Annotated in this window: 22 protein-coding genes and 1 tRNA gene; 18 read left to right on the top strand and 5 right to left on the bottom strand. The window is 69.8% G+C overall.

Annotation, left to right across the window (positions count from 1 at the left end; all coding sequences use genetic code 11):
- Positions 1-123 precede the first annotated feature (123 nt).
- The 3 genes from FBZ83_RS05600 (at position 124) to FBZ83_RS05590 (ending at position 3,375) form a co-directional block, all read left to right on the top strand.
- Positions 124-1,692, top strand: a complete 1,569-nt coding sequence (locus FBZ83_RS05600; protein ID WP_145681444.1) for an FAD-dependent oxidoreductase — start codon at positions 124-126, stop codon at positions 1,690-1,692.
- Between the two features lie 127 nt (positions 1,693-1,819).
- On the top strand, positions 1,820-2,806 hold the full coding sequence (locus tag FBZ83_RS05595; RefSeq protein ID WP_145681443.1) for a hypothetical protein: 987 nt from the start codon (positions 1,820-1,822) through the stop codon (positions 2,804-2,806).
- A 134-nt stretch (positions 2,807-2,940) separates the two neighbouring features.
- Entirely contained in the window at positions 2,941-3,375 is a 435-nt protein-coding gene (locus FBZ83_RS05590) for a nuclear transport factor 2 family protein (RefSeq protein WP_145681442.1), read from the top strand.
- Positions 3,376-3,394: 19 nt separating this feature from the next.
- Here the strand turns inward: FBZ83_RS05590 and FBZ83_RS05585 are convergent, their stop codons facing one another.
- The 3 genes from FBZ83_RS05585 to FBZ83_RS05575 all read right to left on the bottom strand — a co-directional run bounded on the left by FBZ83_RS05585 (position 3,395) and on the right by FBZ83_RS05575 (position 7,590).
- Entirely contained in the window at positions 3,395-4,549 is a 1,155-nt protein-coding gene (locus tag FBZ83_RS05585) for a serine hydrolase domain-containing protein (protein WP_247888156.1), read from the bottom strand.
- Positions 4,550-4,774: 225 nt separating this feature from the next.
- Positions 4,775-6,466: a glycosyltransferase family 39 protein gene (locus tag FBZ83_RS05580; protein ID WP_145681440.1), complete on the bottom strand. Its 1,692-nt coding sequence runs from the start codon at positions 6,464-6,466 to the stop codon at positions 4,775-4,777.
- Positions 6,463-7,590, bottom strand: a complete 1,128-nt coding sequence (locus tag FBZ83_RS05575; RefSeq protein WP_145681439.1) for a glycosyltransferase family 2 protein — start codon at positions 7,588-7,590, stop codon at positions 6,463-6,465. Before FBZ83_RS05575 ends, FBZ83_RS05580 begins: the two co-directional genes overlap by 4 nt.
- Positions 7,591-7,992: 402 nt before the next feature.
- Here FBZ83_RS05575 and FBZ83_RS32280 point away from each other — a divergent pair, with 402 nt between their 5' ends.
- The 4 genes from FBZ83_RS32280 (at position 7,993) to FBZ83_RS05555 (ending at position 12,926) form a co-directional block, all read left to right on the top strand.
- Positions 7,993-10,002 carry a methyl-accepting chemotaxis protein gene (locus tag FBZ83_RS32280; protein ID WP_145681438.1) on the top strand — a complete coding sequence of 670 codons (2,010 nt, stop codon included), beginning with the start codon at positions 7,993-7,995 and terminating at the stop codon, positions 10,000-10,002.
- Positions 10,003-10,120: 118 nt separating this feature from the next.
- A complete protein-coding gene (locus FBZ83_RS05565; RefSeq protein ID WP_145681437.1) occupies positions 10,121-10,771 on the top strand; it encodes an elongation factor P hydroxylase in 651 nt (216 codons plus the stop codon).
- 51 nt (positions 10,772-10,822) lie between these two features.
- Positions 10,823-11,989, top strand: coding sequence for an ABC transporter substrate-binding protein (locus FBZ83_RS05560; protein ID WP_145681436.1), 1,167 nt, complete (start codon positions 10,823-10,825; stop codon positions 11,987-11,989).
- 22 nt (positions 11,990-12,011) lie between these two features.
- Complete coding sequence (locus FBZ83_RS05555) at positions 12,012-12,926, top strand: branched-chain amino acid ABC transporter permease (protein WP_059398911.1); 915 nt, start codon at positions 12,012-12,014, stop codon at positions 12,924-12,926.
- Positions 12,927-12,935: 9 nt separating this feature from the next.
- On the opposite strand, the gene queC is transcribed toward FBZ83_RS05555, so the two are convergent.
- Positions 12,936-13,631: a 7-cyano-7-deazaguanine synthase QueC gene (gene queC / locus FBZ83_RS05550; protein WP_145681435.1), complete on the bottom strand. Its 696-nt coding sequence runs from the start codon at positions 13,629-13,631 to the stop codon at positions 12,936-12,938.
- Positions 13,632-13,859: 228 nt separating this feature from the next.
- Between queC and FBZ83_RS05545 the strand changes: the two genes are divergently transcribed.
- From FBZ83_RS05545 to FBZ83_RS05520, 6 genes are all read left to right on the top strand, one after another.
- On the top strand, positions 13,860-15,251 hold the full coding sequence (locus tag FBZ83_RS05545; protein WP_145681434.1) for a hypothetical protein: 1,392 nt from the start codon (positions 13,860-13,862) through the stop codon (positions 15,249-15,251).
- 175 nt (positions 15,252-15,426) lie between these two features.
- Positions 15,427-16,830: a hypothetical protein gene (locus FBZ83_RS05540; RefSeq protein ID WP_145681433.1), complete on the top strand. Its 1,404-nt coding sequence runs from the start codon at positions 15,427-15,429 to the stop codon at positions 16,828-16,830.
- 160 nt (positions 16,831-16,990) lie between these two features.
- Positions 16,991-18,010, top strand: coding sequence for a branched-chain amino acid ABC transporter permease (locus FBZ83_RS05535; protein WP_145681432.1), 1,020 nt, complete (start codon positions 16,991-16,993; stop codon positions 18,008-18,010).
- Positions 18,007-18,765: an ABC transporter ATP-binding protein gene (locus tag FBZ83_RS05530; protein ID WP_145681431.1), complete on the top strand. Its 759-nt coding sequence runs from the start codon at positions 18,007-18,009 to the stop codon at positions 18,763-18,765. Before FBZ83_RS05535 ends, FBZ83_RS05530 begins: the two co-directional genes overlap by 4 nt.
- Entirely contained in the window at positions 18,765-19,466 is a 702-nt protein-coding gene (locus FBZ83_RS05525) for an ABC transporter ATP-binding protein (protein ID WP_145681430.1), read from the top strand. Before FBZ83_RS05530 ends, FBZ83_RS05525 begins: the two co-directional genes overlap by 1 nt.
- Complete coding sequence (locus FBZ83_RS05520) at positions 19,456-20,298, top strand: alpha/beta hydrolase (protein WP_145681429.1); 843 nt, start codon at positions 19,456-19,458, stop codon at positions 20,296-20,298. Before FBZ83_RS05525 ends, FBZ83_RS05520 begins: the two co-directional genes overlap by 11 nt.
- 80 nt (positions 20,299-20,378) lie before the next feature.
- Here the strand turns inward: FBZ83_RS05520 and FBZ83_RS05515 are convergent.
- A tRNA-Ser gene (locus FBZ83_RS05515) sits at positions 20,379-20,468 on the bottom strand.
- Positions 20,469-20,677: 209 nt separating this feature from the next.
- On the opposite strand from FBZ83_RS05515, the gene rplU reads away from it, so the two are divergent.
- The 5 genes from rplU (at position 20,678) to FBZ83_RS05490 (ending at position 24,504) form a co-directional block, all read left to right on the top strand.
- Positions 20,678-20,995: a 50S ribosomal protein L21 gene (gene rplU / locus FBZ83_RS05510; protein WP_014239459.1), complete on the top strand. Its 318-nt coding sequence runs from the start codon at positions 20,678-20,680 to the stop codon at positions 20,993-20,995.
- 33 nt (positions 20,996-21,028) lie between these two features.
- On the top strand, positions 21,029-21,307 hold the full coding sequence (rpmA, locus tag FBZ83_RS05505; protein ID WP_014239458.1) for a 50S ribosomal protein L27: 279 nt from the start codon (positions 21,029-21,031) through the stop codon (positions 21,305-21,307).
- 146 nt (positions 21,308-21,453) lie between these two features.
- Positions 21,454-22,683, top strand: coding sequence for a GTPase ObgE (gene obgE / locus FBZ83_RS05500; protein WP_145681428.1), 1,230 nt, complete (start codon positions 21,454-21,456; stop codon positions 22,681-22,683).
- Positions 22,616-23,824 carry a glutamate 5-kinase gene (proB, locus tag FBZ83_RS05495; protein WP_247888155.1) on the top strand — a complete coding sequence of 403 codons (1,209 nt, stop codon included), beginning with the start codon at positions 22,616-22,618 and terminating at the stop codon, positions 23,822-23,824. The genes obgE and proB overlap by 68 nt, the downstream gene beginning before the upstream one ends.
- Complete coding sequence (locus FBZ83_RS05490) at positions 23,821-24,504, top strand: HAD family hydrolase (protein ID WP_145681427.1); 684 nt, start codon at positions 23,821-23,823, stop codon at positions 24,502-24,504. The genes proB and FBZ83_RS05490 overlap by 4 nt, the downstream gene beginning before the upstream one ends.
- Positions 24,505-24,508 lie beyond the last annotated feature (4 nt).

Below are 24,508 nucleotides of genomic sequence, written 5' to 3'. Positions count from 1 at the left end.
CGGATCGGCGACACCGTAACAGCCGGAGGCCGGGTGCGGAAGCGGCGCACGGCCGCAGCGGAACCGCGCCACCGCACGCTGTGTTGCCGGAAGGACAGGACGCCAACGGAAGGAGATCCGGTCATGCAACAGTCCGGGCAGGGTTCCGGTGCCACGACCTCCGTCTGGATGGACCGCGGCGGGGCGGCGATGCCCGCCGGGACGGTCGCCCCCACCGCCGCGGGGCTGGGCGCCCTGCAACCCGATGTGATCGTCGTCGGGGCGGGCATCGCCGGGGTGACGACGGCCTATCTGCTCCAGCGCTCCGGCAAGTCGGTGCTGCTGCTGGACGACGGGCCGCCGGGCGGCGGCGAGACCGGGCGCACCACGGCGCATCTTTCCAACGTCATCGACGATCGCTTCACCGAGATCGAACGGCTGCACAGCGAATCCGGCGCCCGCATGGCGGCGGACAGCCACGGCGCCGCCATCGACACCATCGAGCGGATCGCCCGCGAGGAGAACATCGACTGCGGCTTCGCCCGGCTCGACGGCTACCTGATGCTGGCGCCGGGGCAGGACTCCGCCGGGCTGGAGCGCGAGCGCGACGCCGCCCGCCGCGCCGGGCTGGACGATGTCGAGCGGCTGGACGCCCCGCCGATCCGGCATCCCGGCCCCTGCCTGCGCTTCCCCCGGCAGGCGCGCGTCCACGCGCTGGATTATCTGGCCGGGCTGGCCCGCGCCTTCCTGGCGCGCGGCGGCGCGCTGTCCACCGGGGCCCATGTCTCCATGATCCGGCAGGAGGGGGAGCGCGTGCGCGTCGAGGCCGGTCCGGACCATGCGCTGGTCGAGGCCGACGCGGTGGTCGTCGCCACCAACTCCCCGATCAGCGACCGCTTCGCCATCCATTCCAAGCAGGCGCCCTACCGCACCTACGCGATTTCCGTCCGCGTGCCGAAGGGCAGCGTGCCCGACGCCCTGTATTGGGACACGCTCGACACCTATCACTATGCGCGGCTCCAGCCGGAGGCCGACCACGACCGGCTGATCGTCGGCGGCGAGGACCACAAGACCGGCGAGGCCCGCGACATGGCCGAGCGCTGGGCCGCGCTGGAGGCCTGGACGCGTGCGCATTTCCCCCAGGCCGGGGCGGTCGAGCACCGCTGGTCCGGGCAGGTGATGGAGCCCTTCGACGGGCTGGCCTTCATCGGCCCGGACCCGGCCTATGGCGGGCGGGTCTTCGTCGCGACCGGCGACAGCGGCATGGGCATGACCCACGGCACGATCGCCGGGCTGGTCCTGTGCGAGCTGATCCATGGAAGCGGCAGCCCATGGGCCGCGCTGTACGATCCCGGCCGCAAGATGACCAACAAGCTCGGCACCTATCTGCGGGAGAACCTGGACGTGGCCCGCCACTTCCTGACCTACGTCCAGGGGCCGGAGCTGGAGGGGGAGGACCGCATCCAACCCGGCCAGGGCGCGGTTCTGAAATCGGGGGTCTGGCCCGTCGCCGTCTTCCGCGACGAGGCGGGGACGCTGCACCGCCGCTCGGCCATCTGCCCCCATCTGAAATGCGTGGTGCGCTGGAATCCCGGCGAGCGGAGCTGGGACTGCCCCTGCCACGGCTCCCGCTTCGCGGTGGACGGGACGGTTCTGAACGGTCCCGCCACCCAGCCCCTCGCGCCCATGGAGGACTCCGCAAGCAAAAACTGATAAAATCCTTCGAAACCGAAGAGTTTCGACCGGGCGTTGCAGGAGCCCTGCGACGAATTAACCTGTGGTAAAGGACTCCGGTACGATCATACCCTTACGGCGAAACGATCACGCGCGGGAGGCGGCGATGTATTACTCGGAAATGTCCGGACCGACAGGGACGACCAGTACGGTCCTGCAACAGGCGAACAACGCCAAGAAGGCAACCGAGAGCAAGGCCGCGGACGGCGCCAAGGCCGCCGCCACCACCGCCGACGCCGCGACGCCCGCGAAGAGCGCCAGCCCGGCCTACACGATCAGCCAGTCGATGGAGAACCTGCTCGACAACCTGTCGGGCAAGAAGCCGGCGGCGGGGGCCGACGGCGCCAACGCCGGTGCGGCGGGCGACGCGGCCGCCGGCGGCAAGACCGGCGCCCAGGCGATGGCCGACCGGGCCAAGCAGGCCGAGCAGATCATGCAGAAGGCGCTGGAGCAGTCCAAGGGTCTCTCCGGCCTGTTCGAGAAGGCCATCGACAACATGGCCGGCGACCTCGGCAGCCTGCTCGGCGGGCTCGGCATGTCGGACGACGACGTGAAGGGCGCCGTCGGCGATTTCGGCAGCGCCATGAAGGACAAGCTGAAGTCCATGGATTTCAGCCAGATGGGCATGAGCATGGAGGAAGCCCGGTCCCAGTGGTCGATCGAGTCCCGGGGCATGGAACTGACCATCCAGGACGGCGACAAGTCGGTCCGCATCTCCTTCGCCAAGTCCACCCTGGACTTCACCCGCGAGGACCTCGGGCTGGCCGCCACGCTGAACGCGGACGGCTCGGGCAGCGCCATGTTCTCCGCCGCCACCACCAAGGTGTCCGGCAAGGCCACCGGCATGATCGTCCGCGCCAACGGCTTCAGCGACGATGAGATCAAGGGCGTCCTGGAGAAGTTGAACGGCATGGCCGCGAAGGGCGGGATGAACGGCCTCGGCGCCCTGACGCCGACCAAGAGCGCCGACGGCGTGATGCACCTGAACCTGGACCTGTCACAGCCCATCGCCGGCCTGACGGATGGCGGCGGCAGCGCGGCCAAGGGCGCCGCCGCCGCGGACACGGCCCAGAAGGTCGACATCAAGGCGTGAGGAGGGGCGGGCCGTTCTCCCCGAAAGGGCGCCCGCGAAAGGGGTGCGATCTGTGATAACGGGGGCCGGCGCTTGCCGTCGAGCCGGCTCCCTGTATAGAAGCGGCTTTTGCTGTTTCGGAGATTCGCTTCCCCATGACCGACCGCCCCACGACCGACCGCAACGCCGTGCTGGCCGCGAACCGGGCTTTCTATCAGGCCTTCACCGGGCGTGACTTTCCCGCCATGGACCGGCTGTGGGCCTCCCGCCTGCCCGTGTCCTGCATTCATCCCGGCTGGACCATCCTGTTCGGCCGGGAGGCGGTGGTGTCGAGTTGGCAGGACGTGCTGCGCGCCCCCCGCGGCCCGGCGGTGCAGTCCCGCAACGAGCGCGTCAGCCTGTACGGCGACACCGCGGTCGTCCTCTGCGAGGAGATGGTGGGAGACACCGTCCTGGCCGCGACCAACCTGTTCGCGCGCGAGGACGGCGAATGGCGGCTGGCCCACCACCAGGCCGGACCGGTCGCCGAGCCGGCCTCGCAGATCCTGACGCCGCCCGACCGTCCCCCGCACGGCGGCCTGCTGCACTGACCGCGGCCCGCAATCCGTGTCAGCGGCGCTCCGCCGCCCTTTCCAGCTGCCAGATCAGGTCGCCCACCACCCGGTCGGCGGTGACTCGCTCGGGATCGCTGTTGGTCAACGCCACCGCGGCCCAGCGATGGGCGCGTGAAAAGGCGATGTAGGCGTTGAAGCCGCCGGTGGACCCGGAATGCCAGAGGATCGGCGTTCCATCCGCCGCCCAGGCGACGAACCAGCCGAGCGCCATCGCCCCCTGCCCCAGCGCGCCCGGATCGCGCAACGCCCGCCCGTCCACCTGCACCGACTGGGCGAGCGCCAGCGTCGCGGCGGTCTCGCCGTCGCAGGCGGCCTTCCCCAGGCCGCTGCAGTCGCCCATGTTGGCGCGCAGCCAGCGCAGCAGGTCGTCGGCGGTCGAGTAGAGCCCGAAGGAGGGCTGCATGGCCGGCGCCTCCCAATCGGGAACCACCTGCCCGCGGGCGTGGCCCACCGCCTTGCGGGCGCGTTGCCCGGCCGTGGGCGCCAGGGTGGTGTCGGTCATGCCGAAGCGGTCGGTGACCACCCGCTTCAGCAACGTCTCGTAGGGAATGCCGGAGGCGGTGGACAGCGCCTCGCCCAGCACCGCCATGCCGACGTTGGAGTAGCGGAAGCGCGTGCCCGGCGGCACCGTCAGGCTGAAACCGGACAGCCACGCCCCCACCTCCTCCCGCGTCAGCGGCTTGTAGGGGTTGCGCGGGTCCTCCAGCCGGCTCCACGAGAAGCGCGGGGTCTCCGGCACGTTGGGCAGCCCTGCGGTGTGGGTGGCGAGGTCGAGCAGGCGGATCGGCGTGCCGTCAAAGTCCGGGGCATGGACCGGCTTGGGCAGATGGCGGGCCAGCGGGTCGGTCGGGGCGACACGTCCGGCGCGGATCAGCTCCGCCAGGATGGTGCCGGTAAAGGGCTTGGTCAGCGAGGCGATCTGGAACAGGGTGCGGCCGTCCGGCGGACCGCCGTCGGGCCGCCCGCTGTCGCCGCGCCCGACGACGAGGCTGCGCCCGTCGCGGATCACCCCGACGACGATGCTGCCCGCCCCCGCCTCCTCGAGACGGCGATCGGCCAACGCCGTCACCGCCTCGCGAAGACGGTCCGGGGGCACCGCGTCCGCCGGGGCCGGCGCCGTCGCCCAGACGGTGAGCGCAAGAAACGACACGACACCGAGCACCGGCCCCCGCATCCCCACCCTCCGTCATCGGCGCGCGGAATGGGCGCGCTGAAGGAAGAGTGGGACGTGCTCGCGCCCGCCGGTACGCCCGCGGACGGACATCACGCCAACGGAGCAGGCCATGCCGGGCGGGTTAGACCGGTGAGGTCCAGCCCACCCGGCCGAAATTTACCTGGCCACTTTCGTCTCGGCCAATTTCTACTCGGCCAATTTCTACTCGGTGGGAATTTCCGCCAGCGGCGGGCGGCGGTCCTTGACGATGGTCAGCGGCACGTCGTCGGCGGCGATCTCGATGATCGGCTGGCCGCCCAGCAGGCTGGGGCACTGCTTGACCTGGGTGAAGGCCATGAAGAAATCGGCCTTGCGCCAATCCAGGCCGGTGCCGTTGACCAGCTTCAGCCAGGGCGGCAGCTCGAAGCGGACGGCCAGGGTGTTGCCGCAGACCGACAGGGTGTACTGGCGCGGCGGCGCCTTGCCACCGTTCTCGCGCTCGACCAGGGCGACCAGCTCGGCCAGCGCCTCGTGCTGGGAGTTGCCCCAGTAGTCCAGCTCGAACCGGCCCTCGGCGCCCTTCAGCCCGCCGGCGAACTGGTTGTAATAGACGTACTGGTTCGGGTGCATGGCGCCGAGCTGCCACGCGTACAGCACGGCCACCGCGATGGCCGCCGCCCCGTACGCCTGCCCTGTACGCCGGCCCAACGCCTCGGCCCCGCTCCACAGCCGGTCGAAGGCGATGCCGGCCAGCACCGCCATCGGCGGCGCCACGAACAGGAAATGGCGGATGCCGTTGTAGACGGACGGCCGCATCAGCATGAACAGGAGCACCGGCAGGAAGGCCGCCAGCGCCAGCGGCACCCAGCGCACCGCGCCGAAGGCGCCGTCCACGCTGCGCCAGCCGCCGCGCACCACCCACAGGGCGGCCAGCGCCACCGCGGCCAGGGTGCCGAGCAGCACCGCCTCCGGCAGCTTCACCCCCAGATAGACCGGCAGATAGAGCGCCGGCGGGGCGGCGGAGCTGACCATCTGCCCCATGAACAGTGTCTGGATGTCGATGGGAAAGTGCGAGACGACGCGCAGCGCCTCCAGCGGGTTCAGCGGCTTCTGCACCGCCCAGGGCCAGAACAGGGCCATCACCGCGTAGGCCAGCGGAATGGCCGGCAGCAGCGGCGGCACCGCCCGCCGGACGACGCCCAGCGCCGGCCGCAGCCCGCCCTGCCACGCCACCAGCACCACATAGAGCGCCAGCGCCACCGCGAGGTAGAAGCCGGCCAGCACCCCGCCCACCCGGATCGCCAGGGTCAGGCCCAGCGCCAGCCCGAACTTCAGCACGGCGCTTTGGCGCGGGGACGGCATCTGGCCGATGATGCGGGTGGCGAAATAGAGCGTCCACACCATGCCCGCGGCGAAGGGCACGTCCTTGGTGTTGTTGAACATGGCGCCGTAATAGACGCCGGACAGCGCCAGCAGCGCCGCCGCCAGGAAGCCCGCCCGCGGCCCGGCCAGCAGCCGGGCGTAGCGCCAGCAGCCGGCGATGCCCACCACCCCGACCAGCGCGCAGAGCAGATGACGCGTCTCGTACTCCTCGAACGGCGAGATCGGGACCACCAGCGCGGTCACCAGATCGAACAGCCCGCCATACAGGTACAGGTCCTTGAAATGGAAGGCCGACCGGTCGGTGAAGCCGGACAGGTAGAAGGACAGCAGCTTCTTGCCGTAGATGTGCTGCACCTCCTCGTCGGTGCTGATCCCGTAGTTCCGGAAGGTCAGCGCGGCGAGGATGATCAGGCAGAGCAGAAGAGCGCGCGCCATGTCGTCCCACAAGGCGCCGGCGCGGCGCTGCGACAGGGCGCCCGCCGGGGGCGTCGCCCCGAGGGGATTCAGGCCGATCGGAGGCATCAGGCTCATGAAGGGCGGTCCTCGCTTCCGGGTCGGCGCCAAGCACCTGCATTGGCCCCCGGGTTGGCCGCTGGGGCCGCGGCTTCGTCCTCGAAGCCGTGCGCGGAACGGACGATGTAGAGGGGACGCCCCTTCACCTCGTTGAACACCCGGCCGAGATAGTCGCCGATGACCCCCAGCGTGACGAGCTGGATGCCGCCCATGAACAGCACCGCGGCCAGCAGCGATTCATAGCCGGGCACGTCGATGCCGTAGATCAGGGTGCGCAGTAGGCGCAGCAGGATGTAGACGAAGGCGAAGCCGGAGATCGCCATGCCCACCAGGCTCCACACCCGCAGCGGGAAGGTGGAGAAGGCGGTCAGCCCGTCGAAGGACAGGCTGAGCAGCTTCAGGAAGCCCCATTTGGTGTCGCCGCCGGCGCGCTCCCCCTGCTGGTAGGGGATGCTGGCCTGACGGAAGCCGACCCAGGCGAAGATGCCCTTCATGAAGCGCGTGCGTTCCGGCATGCGGTTGATGACGTCGACCACCCGCCGGTCCATCAGCCGGAAGTCGCCGACCTCGCGCGGCAGCTTGACCTCCGACAGGTTGTCGAAGATCCAGTAGAAGGCGCGGGCAAACGCCCGGTGCTTCAGGCTCTGCCCGACCCGCGCGTGGCGCACGGCGACGACGACGTCGTAGCCCTCGCGCCATTTGGCGAGGAACTGGGGCAGCAGCTCCGGCGGGTGCTGCAGGTCGGCGTCCATCGGCACCACGGCGTCGCCAGTGGTGTGGCGCAGCCCGGCCGACAGGGCCAGTTCCTTGCCGAAGTTGCGCGACAGGTCGACCACCTTGACCCGCGGGTCGGCGTCGTGGACGTCCAGCAGGCGGTCGAGCGTGTCGTCGCGGCTGCCGTCGTTGACGCACACCACCTCCCACTCGGCGTCGAGCCGGTCGAGCACGGGCACCAGCCGCTCGAACAGCGCCGCGACGTTGGGGCCTTCGTTGTAGAAGGGGATCACCACCGACAGCCGGCCCCGCTTGGTGCGGGCGGAGCGCGACGGCTTCGGCGGGGAAGCGGCATCACCGGGGGCTGGGGCGGAGGGGGCAGCGGTGTTGGCGGAAGCCGCCAGAGGGGGCGCGTCGGTCAGGGACATGGCCGGCCGTTGGGTCAGATGATCACGAGCCGGGTCGGAGGGGTCCAGGCAGGCGTCCCCGGCGGGGCGCTTCGCCCTTTGGCATATAGCACGATACATGTGGATGAGCAAAACGCCTCTATTGTGACCATCCACGGCCTAAGCCGTGACCAGCACACCGCTGGAACCGGCGCCGGAACGGTCCGTCGCTGGTGGGCTAACGCCACGGTCCCGACAAATATTCCAAGGTCCCGCGAAACCGCCAGAGCCCGGAAGGATAAGGACATCCCCAAGGGTGCGCGAAGGATTGGCATGCCCGTTTTCGGAGACGGGAAAGCAGTTGGCACACTTAATGAATTGGTAAGCGGGCACTGTCATGTTTGATGTCTAAACCAATCAGCCTCATCCGGAGTTTTCCCGATCATGAGCCTGTTCAACCATCTTCGGGTCGGCACCAAGATCACGGCGGCGAACGCCGGGGTCCTCCTCTTCCTGGTCGCCGTCGGCGGCATCGGGGCCTACGCCCTGATGGACGCCAAGCACGGCTTCGCGACCTATCAGACGCTGGCCCGCCAGACCACCGAGGTCGGGCGCATCCAGGCGACGATGCTGGAGGTCCAGCTCCAGGCCAAGACCTTCCTGCTGACCGGCAGCGAGGAGGCCTCCCACACGGTGGACTCGCTGGCCGCCGACCTGGACGGGCGGATCGACGAGGCCAAGACCCTGTTCACCGAGCCGGCGCTGAACCGCACGGTGATCCAGATGGACAACGAGCTGGGCCAGTACCGCGAGGCCTTCACCCGCATCATGGAGTTCCAGGCGACCCGCAACGAGGCGTCGGCGGAGCTGGTGGACCTCGGCGCCAAGATGGAAAAGGCGCTGAGCGGCGTCATGGACAGCGCCTACGCCGACGGCGACACCGAGGCCGCCTATCAGGCGGGCATGGCGTCCCGCCATTTCCTGGCCGCCCGCAACGCCGTCAACCGCTTCCTGACCGACGGCTCGCCGGACAGCGCCGACAGCTTCCGCAAGGAGCTGCAGAACGCCCGCGAGCGCGGCAACGCGATGCTCGCCAAGCTGACCGAGCTGGAGCGCCGCCGCGGCGCCTCGTCCTTCCTGGCCTACCAGCGCGTCTTCGCCACCCAGTTCGAGAAGGCGGTCGTCGCCACCACCAAGCGGGACGAGCTGGTCGCGCAGGTGCTGGAGACGCTCGGCCCGACCGTCAACGCGCGGGTCGAACAGCTGCGCGACGCCAGCGCCCGCCAGCAGGCGGCGCTCGGCACCACCGCCACGGAGAACATCGACCGGGCCCGCACCGTGACCACCGCCGCCGCCGCGGTCGCCGTGCTGCTCGGGCTGATCTCCGCCCTGCTGATCGGGCGCGGCCTGTCGCGGCCCATCGTCTCGATGACCGACACCATGACCCGTCTGGCCGGCGGCGACCGACGGGTGGACGTGCCCGGCCTCGACCGCGGCGACGAGATCGGCGGCATGGCCAAGGCCGTCGAGGTGTTCAAGCACAGCCTCATCCAGGCCGACCGCATGGCCGCCGAGCAGGCCGCCGAGCATGCGACCCGCCGCGAGCGGTCGGAGCGCATCGACTCCCTGACCCGCGAGTTCGACCGCATGGTGATGGAGGTGCTGTCCCGCGTCTCCTCCGCCGCCACCCAGCTCAACAGCACGGCCCAGGGCATGTCGGCCACCGCCGAGCAGACCACCCGGCAGGCCAGCGCCGTCGCCGCCGCCTCCACCCAGGCCACCGCCAACGTGGAGACCGTCGCCGCCGCCGCGGAGGAGCTGTCCAGCTCGATCCAGGAGATCAGCCGGCAGGTCGCCCAGAGCAACAGCATCGCCGGGCAGGCGGTCAGCACCGCCGAGCGGACCGACGCCACCGTGCGCGGGCTGGTCGACGCCGCCCAGCGCATCGGCGAGGTGGTCCAGCTCATCAACGACATCGCCAGCCAGACCAACCTGCTGGCGCTGAACGCGACCATCGAGGCCGCCCGGGCGGGCGAGGCCGGCAAGGGCTTCGCCGTGGTGGCGTCGGAGGTCAAAAGCCTCGCCAACCAGACCGCCAAGGCCACCGAGGACATTTCCGGCCAGATCGCCGGCATCCAGCAGGTCAGCCGCGAGGCCGCCGGGGCCATCGCCGAGATCGGCCGCGTGATCGGCGAGATCAGCCACATCTCCACCACCATCGCCGCGGCGGTCGAGGAGCAGGGTGCGGCCACCCAGGAGATCAGCCGCAACGTCCAGCAGGCCGCCCGCGGCACGCAGGAGGTGTCGGGCAACATCGCCGGGGTGACCCAGGCGGCGGAAGCCACCGGCGACGCCTCCCGTCAGGTGCTCGACGCCGCCGACGGGCTGACCGGCGAGGCCGAGGGGCTGCGCGGCTTCGTCTCGCGCTTCCTGACCGACATGCGGGCGGCCTGACGGCCTTTTCTTGCCCCCTCCTCCGTCCGATGGCGATGGAGGAGGGGTTTTTCTTGCGCCGCCCCGGCCCTGTTGGGCAAATAGGGGTCATTGCGCACCCCGGACTGCTGTTCCCATCATGATCCTGACCCCGATCCCGGCCGAGACGATGCCGGAGGCCCTGGCGACCTTCGAGCGCCTGCTGGCCGGCAAGCCCCTGCCCCTCGCCGCCTTCCGGCGCATCGCCGCGACCTGGCCGGTGCCCGGCGGCGTCGACACGCCGGAGCAGCGCGCCGACGCGGTGCGGCTGGCCCACGCCCACGGCATCGGCACGCTGGACGAGCCGCCGAACGCCTCCTTCATGTGGGACGGCGAAGTCATCCGCACCGACGTGGAATCGACGGTCATCGTTCATGAGGTCGCCCACTGGCTGGTCGCCGCGCCCGAGCGCCGTCCGCTCTACGACTTCGGCCTGGGGCCGGGGCCGGAGACGACGCTGCGCAAGGAGGCGCGCAGCCAGCAGAAGCTGACCTTCGAGGACTGCATGCACGAGGAGCAGCAGACCTCCCTGCTCGGCGTGCTGTGGGAGGCCGAGCTGGGCCAGCCGGCGATCCTCGCCTTCCTGGAGCAGAACTGGATGGAGCATTGGGAGCGGGAGAGCACCGCCGCCTTCTTCATCCGCCACGTCGAGGAACTCTTCACCCGCGGCCTGATCGACACCGAGGGGCGCCCGTCCACGGCGCGCGCCTGGGCGGACGAGCGGGCGGACGAACGGATGCGGGCTGCCTGAACTTTGCGCTGCCCATAAATCAATCATAAAATCCCTGGAGGCTGGACCGTCATGACCCGCAACCTGCTTACGCTGGCCTCCGCGCTGGCCCTGCTCGCCACCCCGGCGGCGGCGGACACGCTGAAGATCGGCATGATCACCACCCTGTCCGGCCCCGGCGCGGGGCTGGGCATCGACATCCGCGACGGCTTCGCGCTGGCGGTGGAGCATGCGGGCGGCAAGCTGGGCGGGCAGGACACCCAGGTCATCGAGGCGGACGACCAGCAGAAGCCGGACGTCGCCGTCGGCCTCGCCAACCGCATGGTCGAGCGCGACCGCGTGCAGGTGGTGACCGGCGTGGTCTGGTCGAACCTCGCGCTGGCCATGCTGCCGACGCTGGCCGGCGGGCAGACCTTCTTCATCAGCCCGAACGCCGGTCCGTCGCAGCTGGCGGGCGCGCAGTGCAACCCGTATTTCTTCAACGCCGCCTACCAGAACGACCAGATCCACGAGGCCGTCGGCAAGCATGTCCAGGACGAGGGCTTCAAGAAGGTCTATCTGATGGCCCCCAACTACCCGGCGGGCAAGGACGGTCTGGCCGGCTTCAAGCGCTACTACAAGGGCGCGGTCGCGGGCGAGGTCTACACCCAGGTCGGGCAGCTCGACTACGCGGCGGAGCTGGCGCAGCTCAAGGCCGCGGCGCCGGACGCCGTTTACGTCTTCTACCCCGGCGGCATGGGCATCAACTTCATCAAGCAGTATGAGCAGGCCGGGCTGAAGGGCGCCGTTCCGCTGTTCGGCCCCGGCTTCTCCTTCGACCAGGACATCCTGTCGGCGGTCGGCGAGTCCGCGCTGGGCGTCAAGAACTCGGCGCAGTGGAGCCCGGACCTCGACAACGCCGCCAACAAGACGTTCGTCGCCGACTTCAAGGCCAAGTACGGGCGCATCCCGTCCATGTACGCCGCCCAGGGATACGACACGGCGCTGCTGATCGACACGGCGGTGAAGGCGGTCGGCGGCAACCTGAAGGACAAGGACAAGCTGCGCGCCGCCCTGGCCTCCGCCAAGCTGCAGAGCCTGCGCGGCGAGGTGGCCTTCAACACCAACCACTACCCGATCCACAACATCTACCTGCGCGAGGTCGTGAAGGGTGCCGACGGTGCGGTGACCAACAAGACGGTCGCCACGGTCTTCACCAACCACGCCGACGCCTACGTCAAAGACTGCCCGATGAAGTGAGGCGCAGCCAGGACGCCGGAGAATGGACGCGCTCCTCCTCGTCGAACAGGGTTTGAACGGGCTTCAGCTCGGCGTGATGCTGTTCCTGATGGCCGCCGGGCTGACGCTCGTCTTCGGCATCATGGACCTCATCAACCTCGCCCACGGCACCTTCTACATGGTCGGCGCCTACCTGACGGCGGCGCTGGTGCCGGTCCTGGACAGCTTCCCGCTGGCGCTGGCGGCGGCGGTGCTGCTGACGGCGCTGCTCGGGCTGGTGGTGGAGGCGGTGGCGCTGCGCACGCTCTACCGCCGCGACCACCTGGATCAGGTGCTGGCGACCTTCGGGCTGATCCTGTTCTTCAACGAGCTGGTGAAGATCGTCTTCGGTCCGGTCCCCATCTTCCTCAACCCGCCGGCGGCGCTGGCCGGGACGGTGGATCTGTTCGGGCTGAAATACCCGGCCTTCCGGCTGGCGATCCTGGCTGTGGGGCTCGCGGTGGCGGTGTTCCTGTGGCTGCTGATCGCCCGCACGCGGGTCGGCATGCTGATCCGCGCCGGCGCCACCAACCGCGAGATGGTGATGGCGCTGGGGGTGGACGTCCGGCTGCTGTTCGGTCTGGTCTTCGCGCTGGGCTGCGGGCTGGCCGGGCTGGCCGGCGCCATGGCCGGGCCGGTGCTGGCCGTTCAGGTCGGCATGGGCGAGCAGATCCTGATCCTGACCTTCGTGGTCATCGTGATCGGCGGCATCGGCTCGATCCGCGGGGCGCTGGCCGGCGCCCTGCTGGTCGGCATGGTGGACACGCTGGGCCGCGCCCTGCTGCCCGCCGCCTTCCGGCTGGTGATGGATGCCGCCAACGCCAGCGCCGCCGGGGCGGCCCTGGCCTCCATGGCGATCTACGTGCTGATGGCGGTGGTCCTGGCGATCAAGCCCAAGGGGCTGTTCCCCGCCCATTGACGGCGGGCGTCACACCCCGCCATAGGCCACCGGGTCGGCCAGCCCGGCCTCCTGGAAGCCTTTCAGCCGCAGCAGGCAGCTGTCGCAGGACCCGCAGGCGGTGCCGTCCGGCGCCGGGTCGTAGCAGGAGTGGGTCAGGCCGTAATCCACCCCCAGATCCAGCCCGCGGCGGATGATGCCCGCCTTGTCGAGGGTCATCAGCGGGGCGTGGATCGTGAACCGGCTGGTGCCCTCCACCCCCGCCTTGGTGGCGAGGTTCGCCATGGTCTCGAAGGCGGCGATGTATTCGGGCCGGCAGTCCGGGTAACCGGAGTAATCCAGCGCGTTCACGCCGATGAAAATGTCCGATGCTCCCAGCGTCTCCGCCCAGGCCAGCGCGAAGGACAGGAACACCGTGTTGCGCGCCGGGACGTAGGTCACCGGGATGCCCGTCCCCAGATCCGCGGCGCTGGCGTGCTTGGGCACGTCGATGGCGTCGGTCAGGGCGGAGCCGCCGAAGGCCCGCAGGTCGATGTCGGCGATGACGTGGCGGTCCACCGCCATGGCTGCGGCGACGCGCCGGGCCGCCTCCAGCTCCACCGCGTGGCGCTGACCGTAGCGGAAGCTGAGCGCGTTCAGCCGGTATCCCTGCTCCCGCGCGATGGCCAGCACCGTCGTTGAGTCCAGCCCGCCGCTGACCAGCACCACCGCGTTCCTTGCCGTCATGTCCCAGCCCTTTCCCATCGTCCCCGGCCGGCCCGGCATAATCCCGTCCTCGCCCTTGGTCAATGGCGGCGGCCAACCGGTGGCGATCCCGCGTCCGGTCGAAAAAACCTCAGGCTGTTAACGCTTCGGAAATTCCCCTTGCAACACTCTTGTTAGCAAAACGAACATTCAGAAAGCAGGTACGAAGCCGGCGCCGCGACCTCCGCCGGTTGCGAGGGAGACATTGCCGTGAACGCAGTCCAACCGCCGCCCAGCGCCCAGGACGACCACACGGACCGGACCGGCATCGCCCCCCCTTGTCACTGCGACGGCGCCGCCAAGGCGGCGGATTGCCAAGCCTCCTGCCATCTGAACGATTCGTCCTTCCGCGAGCGGGCCAAGGAAATCCTCTTCAGCGGCCGGCTCATCACCGCCGGAGCGGTGCATCTGATCGGGCTGGACGACATCCGGGACCATCTCGGCAACCGCTGGGAGCGGGTGAAGGAGCGGGTCCACACCTACACCGACCGCCTGCTCGAAAAAACGCTGTCCGCCCAAGACGTGTGGTTCCGGCACGGCGATTCCCAGTTCATCATCGTGTTCGCCCACGCCGACCTGCAGGCGGCTCAGCTCATCTGCGGGAAGATCGTGGAATCCCTGCATCAGGCGCTGCTGGGACACAGCGACACCAGCCAGATCATCGTCAAGACCGCGCTGGTGGAGATTGACGGCAGCATCGCGGTCGGCAGCGCCCGGCTGGACGAGTTGCTCAACGCCGCCAGCCAGTCGAAAGCACCGGCCGGCCAGCCGCAGGCCGAGGAGCGCCGGCGCCCCTCGCTGTCCGCCTTCGCGCTCGGCAACGATGAGCCGCCGCCGCGGCCCAAGGTGCTCTTCCGCCCGGTCTACGACGTGCGGCACAAGGTGATTTCCACCTACACCTGCCGCCCGGACCTCCTGACCTGCCGGAACATCAACCAGATCATCATGGCCGATTTCCTGCAGGAGGAGGCCATCTTCGATTACGACATGGAGGCCCTGTGCCACGCGGTCTGCACCTACAATGAGCTGTACAAGAACAATTTCCGCTACGCCCAGACCATTCCCGTGCATTTCGAGACCCTCGCCTCGGCACGGCGGCGGCGGGAGTATCTCCAGTCCTGCCGGATGATTCCAAGCTATCTGGTCCCCTTCCTGGCCTTCGAGCTGGATGGATTGCCGCAGGGCGTTCCCAGCGGACGGCTGGCCGAATTGGTCACCCTGCTGCGCCCCTTCGGGCGCGCCACCATCGTCATCCTGCGCGAGGAGAACACCGACATCGGCGCCTACGCCAGAGCCGGCGTCAAGGGGGTCGGGCTGTCCATGGACTTCCGGGACGGCGATCAGCGCTGCATCGACAAGATCAACGCCTTTTGCCCCGTCCCGCGCAAACACGGCCTGTTCGCCTATCTGGACGGCATCCGGAACGTCGAGCAGTTCCAGGCCGCGATCGAGGCTGGGGCGGCCTATATCGGCGGAGCGGTGGTCGGCAAGGATTCCGACCTTCCCAAGCACATGCGGCGCTGCACCGAGCGGCAGATGCTCTTGAGAGCCAGAGTAAAAGCGCGGCGCGGTTCGGCGGAGTCGGATCCGGCAAAGAGCTGAGTCTTTCCGCATAGGACGTCGAGAAGAACCGACAGAGTGCTTCTGTTAACGCATTAGCAAGTGCGAAAGGATCATCCTGAACCCGAAGTCGATCCAGTGACGTCCGTACCCAGTCCAGGCGGCTGTCCTGCCGTTGGGTTCGCGCTCCCCAACAACCGGAAAGGGAAGCTCGGCCATGCTCATGCATCAATCCTCCGGTCCGGAGGGCACCATAGCGGGCCAGGATGACGGGGCCACGCCGTCCTCGCCCCCCGCCCAATCGATCGACGAATCCTTCAAGGAACGCGCCCGGCAGATCCTGGCGCACAGCCAGACGGTCACGGCGGGGTCCGTCCATCTGATCGGCCTCGACGAGATCCGCCAGGAGCTGGGTGACCGCTGGGGAAGCGTGAACGAGCGGGTGCACGTCTACACCGAGCGCATGCTCAAGAAGGTGCTGTCGCCGCGCGACGTCTGGTTCCGCTACGGTGAGAACCATTACATCATCGTCTTCGCCCAGGCCGACCGGAGGTCGGCGCAGCTGACCTGCAGCAAGGTGATGGAAAGCCTGCATCAGGCGCTGCTGGGCCACGCCGACACGCGGCGCATCACCGTCAAGACCGCGGTGGTCGATGTCGGCGGTGGGGTCGCGCTGGACACCGCCCGGCTGGCCGACCTGCTCAAGGACGCCGTCCACAAGCCGGAGGGCACCGCGGCGGCCTCCCCCCCGCCGGCGGACGCCGTCTTTCCGGCGGCTGTTTCAACGGCGATTCCAGCGGCGATTCCAGCGGCGGAGGCGCGGCGCCCGCACCGGCCCGAGATGCCGGCGGACACCATCACACCGCAGAGCCGGCCCAAGGTGCTGTTCCGCCCGGTCTTCGACGTGAAGCACAAGGTGGTGTCGACCTACTGCTGCCGCACCGACGCCGACACCGCCCGCTACCTGAACCTGATGGACGCCTTCGACCCGGAGCGCGAGGAGGCCGTCTTCGACCTCGACATGGAAACGCTGAGCCTCGCGGTCAGCACCTACAACGAGCTGTACGCCAACAAATTCCGCTACGCCCAGACCATCCCCGTCCATTTCGGCACGCTCGCCTCCAGCCGGCGGCGGCGGGAGTACATCCAGGCCTGCCGGATGATTCCGCGCGTTCTGATGCCTTTCCTGGCCTTCGAACTGGACGGGCTGCCGGCCGGCGTTCCCTATGGCCGGCTGGCCGAGATCGTGGCGATGCTGCGCCCCTTCGCCCGCGCCGCCATGGCCATCCTGCACGAGGACGCGGGCGACCTGTCGGTCTACGCCACCGCCGGCGTCAAGGGGGTCGGGCTGCGGCTGGACGGCCGGGAGGACGAGCCGCACATCCTGGAGCGGCTCCAGACCTTCTGCCCCGGGCCGCGCAAGTTCGGCATGTTCGCCTACGTCGACGGCGTGCGCAACCCGGTGGAGCTGGAGGTGGCGGAGGCCGCGGGCGCCGCCTATCTGAGCGGTCCCATCATTGGTGAGGACTCGGAGGTGCCGGAGCACATGAAGCGCTGCACCGAACGCCAGCTCCTCCAGCGGTCGCGGCGGCGGCACCATCCCGAGACGCCCTGGGGATGAGAAGGCGGGGATGAGAAGGCGGGGATGAGGAGGCGGGGCTAAGCGGGCCGGCGCGACCTTTTGTGTTCAAGCCCGCCCATCTGTGCGAAAAGACGGGCCTGCCGATTCGCTTGCCGATTGGCCCGCCAATTGGTTGACCGCCCCTCTGTTCCGGCCCTCCATGCCCCCGACCGCGCCCCGAACCGCCCATCTCACCCGCCCCCGCATCGCCCTGCTGATCCTGCTGGCCGTCGCGCTGGCGCTGCCCACCGTCGCCGACTGGATGGGGGAACCCTTCTACGTGCGGCTGGCGACGCGCATCCTGGTCTTCGCGCTGGCGGCGGTCAGCCTCGACCTGATCCTGGGATTCGGCGGGATGGTCAGCTTCGGCCACGCCGCCTTCGTCGGGATCGGCGGCTACGCCGTCGGCATCCTGTTCGCCCACCAGTCGGACGGATCGACGCTGTTCGGGCTTCCCGGCACGGTGAACGGGCTGATCGTCTGGCCGCTGGCCATGCTGGCCGGAGCATTGGCGGCGCTTCCGGTGGGGGCGATTTCGCTGCGCACCACCGGCGTGCCCTTCATCATGATCACACTGGCCTTCGCCCAGATGCTCTTCTACCTGATGACCGGGCTGAAGGCCTATGGCGGGGATGACGGCATCGCGCTGTGGAGCCGCTCCACCCTGCCCGCCCCGCTGAACATCGCCGACCACACCACCTTCTACTACGTGGTGCTGGGGCTTCTGGTGGCGGCGCTGGCGCTGGGCTGGCGGCTGGTCAACTCCCGCTTCGGGCGGGTGATCCGCGGCGCCAAGGACAACGAGCGGCGGATGGCCGCCCTCGGCTACCCGGTCACCCGCTACAAGCTGGTCGCCTTCGTCATCGCCGGGGCGCTGGCCGGGCTGGCCGGGGCGCTGCTCGCCAACGCCACCATGTTCGTCGGCCCGCAGTATCTCCATTGGAGCCGCTCCGGCGACCTGATCGTGATGGTCGTGCTGGGCGGCATCGGCACGCTGATCGGCCCGGTGCTGGGCGCCGCCGCGCTCCTGCTGCTGGAGGAGTTCGTGCCGGAGCTGATGGACCTCGCCCACGCCGGGCTGGGCGAGCATTGGAAGATCGTGCTGGGGCCGGTGCTGATCCTTCTCGTGCTGTATGCCCGCAAGGGATTGTGGGGCGTCGTCGCCGGGAGGCGCCCGTGAGCGCCCCTCTGCTGAGCACCGACTCGCTGGTCAAGCGCTTCGGCGGTCTGGCCGCCACCGACGGCCTTTCGCTGTCCGTCGCGGAGGGGGAGCTGCACGCCCTGATCGGCCCGAACGGGGCCGGCAAGACCACCCTGATCGGCCAGCTGTCGGGGGAGCTGACCCCCGATTCCGGAACCATCCTGTTCGACGGCCGCGACGTGACCCGTCTGCCCGTGCACAAGCGGGCGCAGCGCGGGCTGGCGCGCAGCTTCCAGATCACCTCGATCTTCCCCAGCTTCACCGCGCTCGACAACGTGGCGCTGGCGGTGCAGGCCCACGCCGGGCACAGCTTCCGCTTCTGGCGCGACGCCGGGCGCGACCGGCGGCTGGCCGACCCCGCCCGCGCCGTGCTGGAGCGGGTCGGGCTGGGCGCGCGGGCCGACACCCGCGCCGACGCGCTGGCCCATGGCGAGAAGCGGCAGCTCGAACTGGCGATGGCTCTGGCGACCGGGCCGCGTCTGCTCCTGCTCGACGAGCCGATGGCCGGCATGGGACCGGAGGACTCCGCCCGCATGGTCGAACTGCTGCAGGAGTTGAAGGGCGGCGTGACGATCCTGCTGGTGGAGCACGACATGGACGCCGTCTTCGCACTGGCCGACCGCATCACCGTTCTGGTGCGCGGCAAGGACCTCGCCAGCGGCCCCCCGGAGCAGATCCGCAACGACCCGGCGGTGCGCGAGGCCTATCTCGGCGACGAGCTGGAGGTGGCCTGATGCTGCGCGTCGCCAACCTGACCGCCGCCTACGGCTCCAGCCAGGCGCTGTTCGGCATGGAGCTGTCCGTCGACGCCGGCGAGGCGGTGACCCTGATGGGCCGCAACGGCATGGGCAAGACCACGACCATCAAGGCGATCATGGGCCTCGTGGCGCCGAGCGGCGGCTCCATCGCCTTCGAGGGCGCGGAAATCGCCGGCCGGCCGCCGCACCGCATCGCGCGGGCCGGCATCGCCCTGGTGCCGGAGGGGCGGCAGGTCTTCCCCACCCTGACCGTGCGCGAGAACCTGATCGCCACCGCCGCCAACCGCTTCGGGCGCTCCGATCCCTGGACGGTGGAGCGGGTCCACGCCCTGTTCCCCCGGCTGGCCGAGCGCGCCGGCAACCTCGCCCGCAACCTGTCGGGCGGGGAGCAGCAGATGCTCGCCGTCGGGCGCGCCCTGATGACCAACCCCAAGCTGCTGATCCTCGACGAGGCGACGGAGGGGCTGGCCCCGCTGGTCCGGCAGGAGATCTGGGACTGCCTCGCCCGCCTGAAGGACGAGGGGCAGGCGATCCTGGTGGTGGACAAGAACGTCCACGCCCTCGCCGCCCTGGCCGACCGCCATCACGTCATCGAGAAGGGACGGCTGGTGTGGTCCGGCAGCTCCGCCGCCCTGCTCGCCGATCCCACCCTGAAGGAGCGCTATCTTGGCGTCTGAAGCCCTGTATGGCGGCATGACCGCCGCCGAGATCGACCGCCAGTACAATTTCCGCAAGCTGGTGCCGGAGCACCCGGCCTATTTCGCCCGCTGGCAGGCGGAGAGCGAGGCGGTGCGCGCCCGGCTCGGCGGCCGCTACGACATCCCCACCGGCCCGCACCCGCGCCAGCGCGCCGACGTCTTCTCCGCCGGAGACGGCGCCCCGGTGCTGGTCTTCATCCACGGCGGCTACTGGCGGGCGCTGTCGAAGGACCTGCATTCCTTCATCGCCGCACCCTATGTGGAGCGCGGGGTGGCGGTCGTCCTGCTCGGCTACGGCCTGTGCCCGGACGTGACGATGGACGAACTGTGCGGCCACGCCCAGGCCGGGCTGGACTGGGTGTTCGCCAACGCGGCCGGCTTCGGCGGCGATCCGCGGCGGGTGGTGGTCTCCGGCCATTCGGCGGGCGGCCATCTGACGGCCAAGCTCGTCTCGGAGAACCGCGACCGCGTGGCCGGCGGCATCCCGATCAGTGGCCTCTACGACCTGGAACCGATGCTCGGCTTCGAGGTGAACGAACAGTTGCGGCTCGACGCCGACTCGGCGCGGCGGCTGAGCCCGATCCACGCCGTTCCCGCCCCGGCCCCGCTGCTGATGCCGGCGCTGGGCGGCCTCGAGACCGACGCGATGCACCGCCAGCAGGCCGACTACGCTCTGGCCTGGGCCGCGCAGGGCAACGCGGTGCGGGAGATCGTGGAGCCGGGCGCCGACCATTTCAGCGTGGTCGACCGCCTCGCCGAACCGGGCAGCGCGCTGTTCGAGGCGGCGCTGGCGATGCTCAAGGACGCCTGAGGACCACACGAGGCCGGAAACGAAAAAAGCCTTCCCGGTCGGGAAGGCTTCTTCGTTGTGAGCGTTCGCTCGAATGAGAGTGGCGGATGGGGGGAGATTCGAACTCCCGATACCCTCGCGGGTATGCCGCATTTCGAGTGCGGTGCATTCAACCGCTCTGCCACCCATCCGCTGCCCCGTTTCCGGGGTGGCGCGGAACCTACCCAAAAGCCTGGGGGGATGCAAGCCCTTGTTTGCAGGAAAATGAACGGGAAAATGCCACCATGACTGTTGACTCCCGGTGGCCCATCGGTTAAATCCCCGCTCTCACGAACGGGCTTGCACCTCAAACGGTGGGCGAGCGGCCCTTCCGTTTGTTTTGAGATAGGCAGTGACGACGATGTTTGCAGTGATCCGCACCGGCGGCAAGCAGTACAAGGTCGCCAATGGCGACGTGATCCGCGTTGAGAAGCTCGAGGCCGAGGCCGGCGCTTCCATCACGCTCAACGACGTGCTGATGGTCAGCGACGGCGGCAGCACCACCCTTGGCACCCCGACGGTTGCCGGCGCTGCTGTGACCGCCGAGATCGTCGCCCAGGATCGCGGTCCGAAGATCATCGTCTTCAAGAAGAAGCGCCGCCAGAACTACCGCCGTAAGAACGGCCACCGCCAGGACCTGACCGTCCTGCGCATCACCGGGATCAACGGCGCCGCCTGAACGGCCGCCGACCAGTCACAGGAGTAACTCCCCATGGCCCATAAAAAAGCAGGCGGCTCTTCGCGCAACGGCCGCGATTCCGCTGGCCGCCGCCTCGGCGTGAAGCGTTTCGGTGGCGAGAACGTCGTCGCCGGCAACATCATCGTCCGCCAGCGCGGCACGAAGTTCCACCCCGGTGAGAACGTCGGCATCGGCAAGGACCACACCCTGTTCGCCAAGGCGGACGGCGTGGTGGCCTTCAAGCACAGCGCCCAGGGGCGCACCTACGTCGCCATCGAGGCGGTCGAGGTCCAGGCGGTCGCGGCCGAGTAATCTCGTCCGGCCCGTACGGTGTGTTGGGACAATCGGGGGTTCGGGCAACCGGCCCCCGATTTTCTTTTTTTGATGGTCTGGTCACCGCCCCCTTCCCCCGGTTGGAGGACGGTGCGCAAACGGTAGATTGGCCGGCACGGTCCCCGATGAAGTTCCTCGATCAAGCCAAGGTGTATCTGAAAAGCGGCGACGGCGGCCCCGGCGCCATCGCCTTCCGCCGCGAGAAGTTCATCGAGTATGGCGGACCGGACGGCGGCAACGGCGGCCGCGGCGGCGATGTCGTGATCGAGGTCGTGAACGGCCTCAACACGCTGATCGACTACCGCTACAAGCAGCATTTCAAGGCGCAGCGCGGCAACCACGGCATGGGCGCCAACCGCAACGGCGCCCGGGGCGAGGACGTGGTCCTGCGCGTGCCGGTCGGCACCCAGATCCTCGACGAGGACCAGGAGACCGTGCTGCTCGACCTGACGGAGCCCGGCCAGCGCGTCGTCCTCCTGAAGGGCGGCGACGGCGGCTTCGGCAACGCCCATTACAAGACCCCGACCAACCGCGCCCCGCGCAAGTCGCACCCCGGCTGGCCGGGCGAGGAGCGCTGGGTCTGGCTGCGGCTGAAGCTGATCGCCGACACCGGCCTGCTCGGCCTGCCCAACGCCGGCAAGTCGACCTTCCTGGCCGCGACCACCGCGGCGCGCCCGAAGATCGCCGACTACCCCTTCACCACGCTGGCCCCCAACCTGGGCGTCGTCCGCGCGGGTGACGAGGAGTTCGTCATCGCCGACATCCCCGGCCTGATCGAGGGCGCGCACGAGGGGCACGGGCTGGGCGACCGCTTCCTCGGCCATGTGGAGCGCACCCGCGTGCTGCTCCACCTGATCGACGGCACGGCGGAAGACGTGGTCCAGTCCTACACCACCATCCGCAACGAGCTGGTCGCCTACGGCGGCAACCTCGCCGACAAGTTGGAGATCATCGGCCTGAACAAGGCCGACGCCCTGCTCGACGAAGAGGTCGCGGAGAAGAAGGTCGCGCTGGAGGCGGCGTCGGGTGCCGAGGTGATGGTTCTGTCCGGCGCCACCGGCCAGGGCGTCCAGGCGGTGCTTTACCGCTTGCTCACGCTCATCAAACAGTCCAAGGAAGAGGAGCCCGACGTCATCCAGGCTCCGGTCACGCGCTCCATCCCCCGGGCCCCGGTCGGCCAGAAGATGGACGACGAGTATGCCGGCTGGAACGAGGAGACGGGCGAGTACGACGATCTCCCCGAGGAGGCGGACGACGGCTCCGACTCGGATGGGGATGACTGGGACGATGAAGGCGACGATGACGGTGACGACACCGAACACAGCGACGGCCACGACGACAACGCCAAAGGCTGAGGCTCCCTCCCTGCTTCCCACCCTGCTCGACGCGCGGCGGCTGGTCGTCAAGATCGGCTCCGCCCTGCTCGTCGACAGCGCCACCGGCCGGATGCGCCGCGAGTGGCTGGACGCGCTGGCCGACGACGTGGCCGCCTGCCGCAAGCGCGGCCAGGAGGTGGTGATCGTCACCTCCGGCGCCGTCGCCTGCGGGCGCGAGCATCTCGGCCTCGTCGGGCGCGCCCTGCGTCTGGAAGAGAAGCAGGCCGCCGCCGCCACCGGCCAGATCCGGCTCGCCGCCGCCTATCAGGAGACGCTGTCCCGCCATGGGCTGACCGTCGCCCAGGTGCTGGTGACGCTGGAGGACACGGAGGAGCGCCGCCGCCACCTCAACGGCCGCGCCACCATCGACACGCTGCTGCGGCTGGGCGCCGTCCCGGTCATCAACGAGAACGACACGGTCGCCACGGCGGAGATCCGCTTCGGCGACAACGACCGTCTGGCCGCCCGCGTCGCCCAGATGATCAGCGCCGACACGCTGGTCCTGCTGTCGGACATCGACGGCCTCTACACCGCCGACCCGCGCAAGGACCCCGAGGCCCGGCACATCCCGGTCGTCCAGGAACTGACCTCCGACATCGAGAACATGGCGGGCGAGCCGCCGCCGGGCTACAGCTCCGGCGGCATGGTGACCAAGATCGTCGCGGCGCGCGTGGCGCTGGCCGCCGGCTGCCGCATGGTCATCGCCAAGGGCAAGCGCATGAATCCGCTGGCCGCGCTGGAACAGCGGCCCGAGCAGGGCGGCGCGCTCTGCACCTGGTTCCTGCCCGCCGCCTCCCCCTCCTCCGCCCGCAAGGCGTGGATCGGCGGCAACCTGAACGCCCACGGCGCGCTGACGGTGGACGCCGGCGCGCTGTCGGCGCTCGCCCGCGGGGCCAGCCTGCTGCCCGCCGGGGTGCGCGCCGTGGAAGGCGACTTCGAGCGCGGCGACGTGGTGGTGGTGAAGGCGCCGGACGGGCGCGAGGTGGCGCGCGGCCTGACCGCCTACGCCGCCGAGGACGCCCGCCGCATCGCCGGCCGCAAGAGCCACGAGATCGAGGAGATCCTCGGCTACCACGGCCGCGACGAGATGATCCACCGCGACGATCTGGTGGTGCGGTGAGCGTTCCGATCCTGGCCCGCCCGCCCCTCCAGGCCATCCTGTGGGACATCGACGGCACGCTGCTCGACAGCGAGCCCTGGCACCAGCGCGCCACCATCGCGGTTTGCCGGCTGCACGGCCATGTTATGTCCGACACGGACTACGCGGCCACGCTGGGCGTCGCCTTCCCCGAGCTGTACGCCCGGCTGCACGCCGCCCGTCCCATGGCCCTGACCTTTCGGGAATGGGCGGACGCCATCACCGACCTCTATCTGGAGCGCATCGCCGAGGTCGAGGCGCGGGCCGGGGCCCTGGCGCTGGTCGACGCCTTCGCGGAACGGGGGCTGCTGCAAGCCTGCGTGTCGAACAGCGGGCGCCGCGTGGTCGAGGCCAACTTGCGCCACATGGGCAGCCCGCATTTCCTGTTCGGCCTCAGCCGCGACGACGTGACCAAGGGCAAGCCCGACCCCGAGCCCTACCTGACCGCCGCCGCCCGCCTCGGCGTGCCGCCCGCGGCCTGCGCGGTGATCGAGGATAGCCCGACCGGCGCCCGCGCCGCCAAGGCCGCCGGCATGCTGACCATCGCCTGGCCGCAGCACGCCGACCTGCTGTTCGACGCCGCCGACCATGTGGTGGCGGACCCGGCCGCGCTGGACTGGGACGGCCTGTGCGGCATCGCGGAGCGCATGGCGGCGGACTGACCGC

It is taken from the genome of Azospirillum brasilense, from assembly GCF_007827815.1.
In the GTDB taxonomy this organism is placed as follows: Bacteria; Pseudomonadota; Alphaproteobacteria; order Azospirillales; family Azospirillaceae; genus Azospirillum; species Azospirillum brasilense_C.
Note: the sequence above shows the minus strand (reverse complement) of the source record. Positions and strands in the feature narration are given on the sequence as shown.

What these genes read in the sequence shown, in the direction of transcription:
- FBZ83_RS05555 (WP_059398911.1), top strand. Translation starts at nt 12,012, where the DNA reads ATGGACGCGCTCCTCCTCGTCGAACAGGGTTTGAACGGGCTTCAGCTC.
- FBZ83_RS05575 (WP_145681439.1), bottom strand. Translation starts at nt 7,590, where the DNA reads ATGTCCCTGACCGACGCGCCCCCTCTGGCGGCTTCCGCCAACACCGCT.
- rplU (WP_014239459.1), top strand. Translation starts at nt 20,678, where the DNA reads ATGTTTGCAGTGATCCGCACCGGCGGCAAGCAGTACAAGGTCGCCAAT.
- FBZ83_RS05560 (WP_145681436.1), top strand. Translation starts at nt 10,823, where the DNA reads ATGACCCGCAACCTGCTTACGCTGGCCTCCGCGCTGGCCCTGCTCGCC.
- FBZ83_RS05535 (WP_145681432.1), top strand. Translation starts at nt 16,991, where the DNA reads ATGCCCCCGACCGCGCCCCGAACCGCCCATCTCACCCGCCCCCGCATC.
- FBZ83_RS05580 (WP_145681440.1), bottom strand. Translation starts at nt 6,466, where the DNA reads ATGAGCCTGATGCCTCCGATCGGCCTGAATCCCCTCGGGGCGACGCCC.
- FBZ83_RS32280 (WP_145681438.1), top strand. Translation starts at nt 7,993, where the DNA reads ATGAGCCTGTTCAACCATCTTCGGGTCGGCACCAAGATCACGGCGGCG.
- obgE (WP_145681428.1), top strand. Translation starts at nt 21,454, where the DNA reads ATGAAGTTCCTCGATCAAGCCAAGGTGTATCTGAAAAGCGGCGACGGC.
- FBZ83_RS05565 (WP_145681437.1), top strand. Translation starts at nt 10,121, where the DNA reads ATGATCCTGACCCCGATCCCGGCCGAGACGATGCCGGAGGCCCTGGCG.
- queC (WP_145681435.1), bottom strand. Translation starts at nt 13,631, where the DNA reads ATGACGGCAAGGAACGCGGTGGTGCTGGTCAGCGGCGGGCTGGACTCA.
- FBZ83_RS05540 (WP_145681433.1), top strand. Translation starts at nt 15,427, where the DNA reads ATGCTCATGCATCAATCCTCCGGTCCGGAGGGCACCATAGCGGGCCAG.
- FBZ83_RS05525 (WP_145681430.1), top strand. Translation starts at nt 18,765, where the DNA reads ATGCTGCGCGTCGCCAACCTGACCGCCGCCTACGGCTCCAGCCAGGCG.
- FBZ83_RS05600 (WP_145681444.1), top strand. Translation starts at nt 124, where the DNA reads ATGCAACAGTCCGGGCAGGGTTCCGGTGCCACGACCTCCGTCTGGATG.
- proB (WP_247888155.1), top strand. Translation starts at nt 22,616, where the DNA reads ATGAAGGCGACGATGACGGTGACGACACCGAACACAGCGACGGCCACG.
- FBZ83_RS05590 (WP_145681442.1), top strand. Translation starts at nt 2,941, where the DNA reads ATGACCGACCGCCCCACGACCGACCGCAACGCCGTGCTGGCCGCGAAC.
- FBZ83_RS05595 (WP_145681443.1), top strand. Translation starts at nt 1,820, where the DNA reads ATGTATTACTCGGAAATGTCCGGACCGACAGGGACGACCAGTACGGTC.
- rpmA (WP_014239458.1), top strand. Translation starts at nt 21,029, where the DNA reads ATGGCCCATAAAAAAGCAGGCGGCTCTTCGCGCAACGGCCGCGATTCC.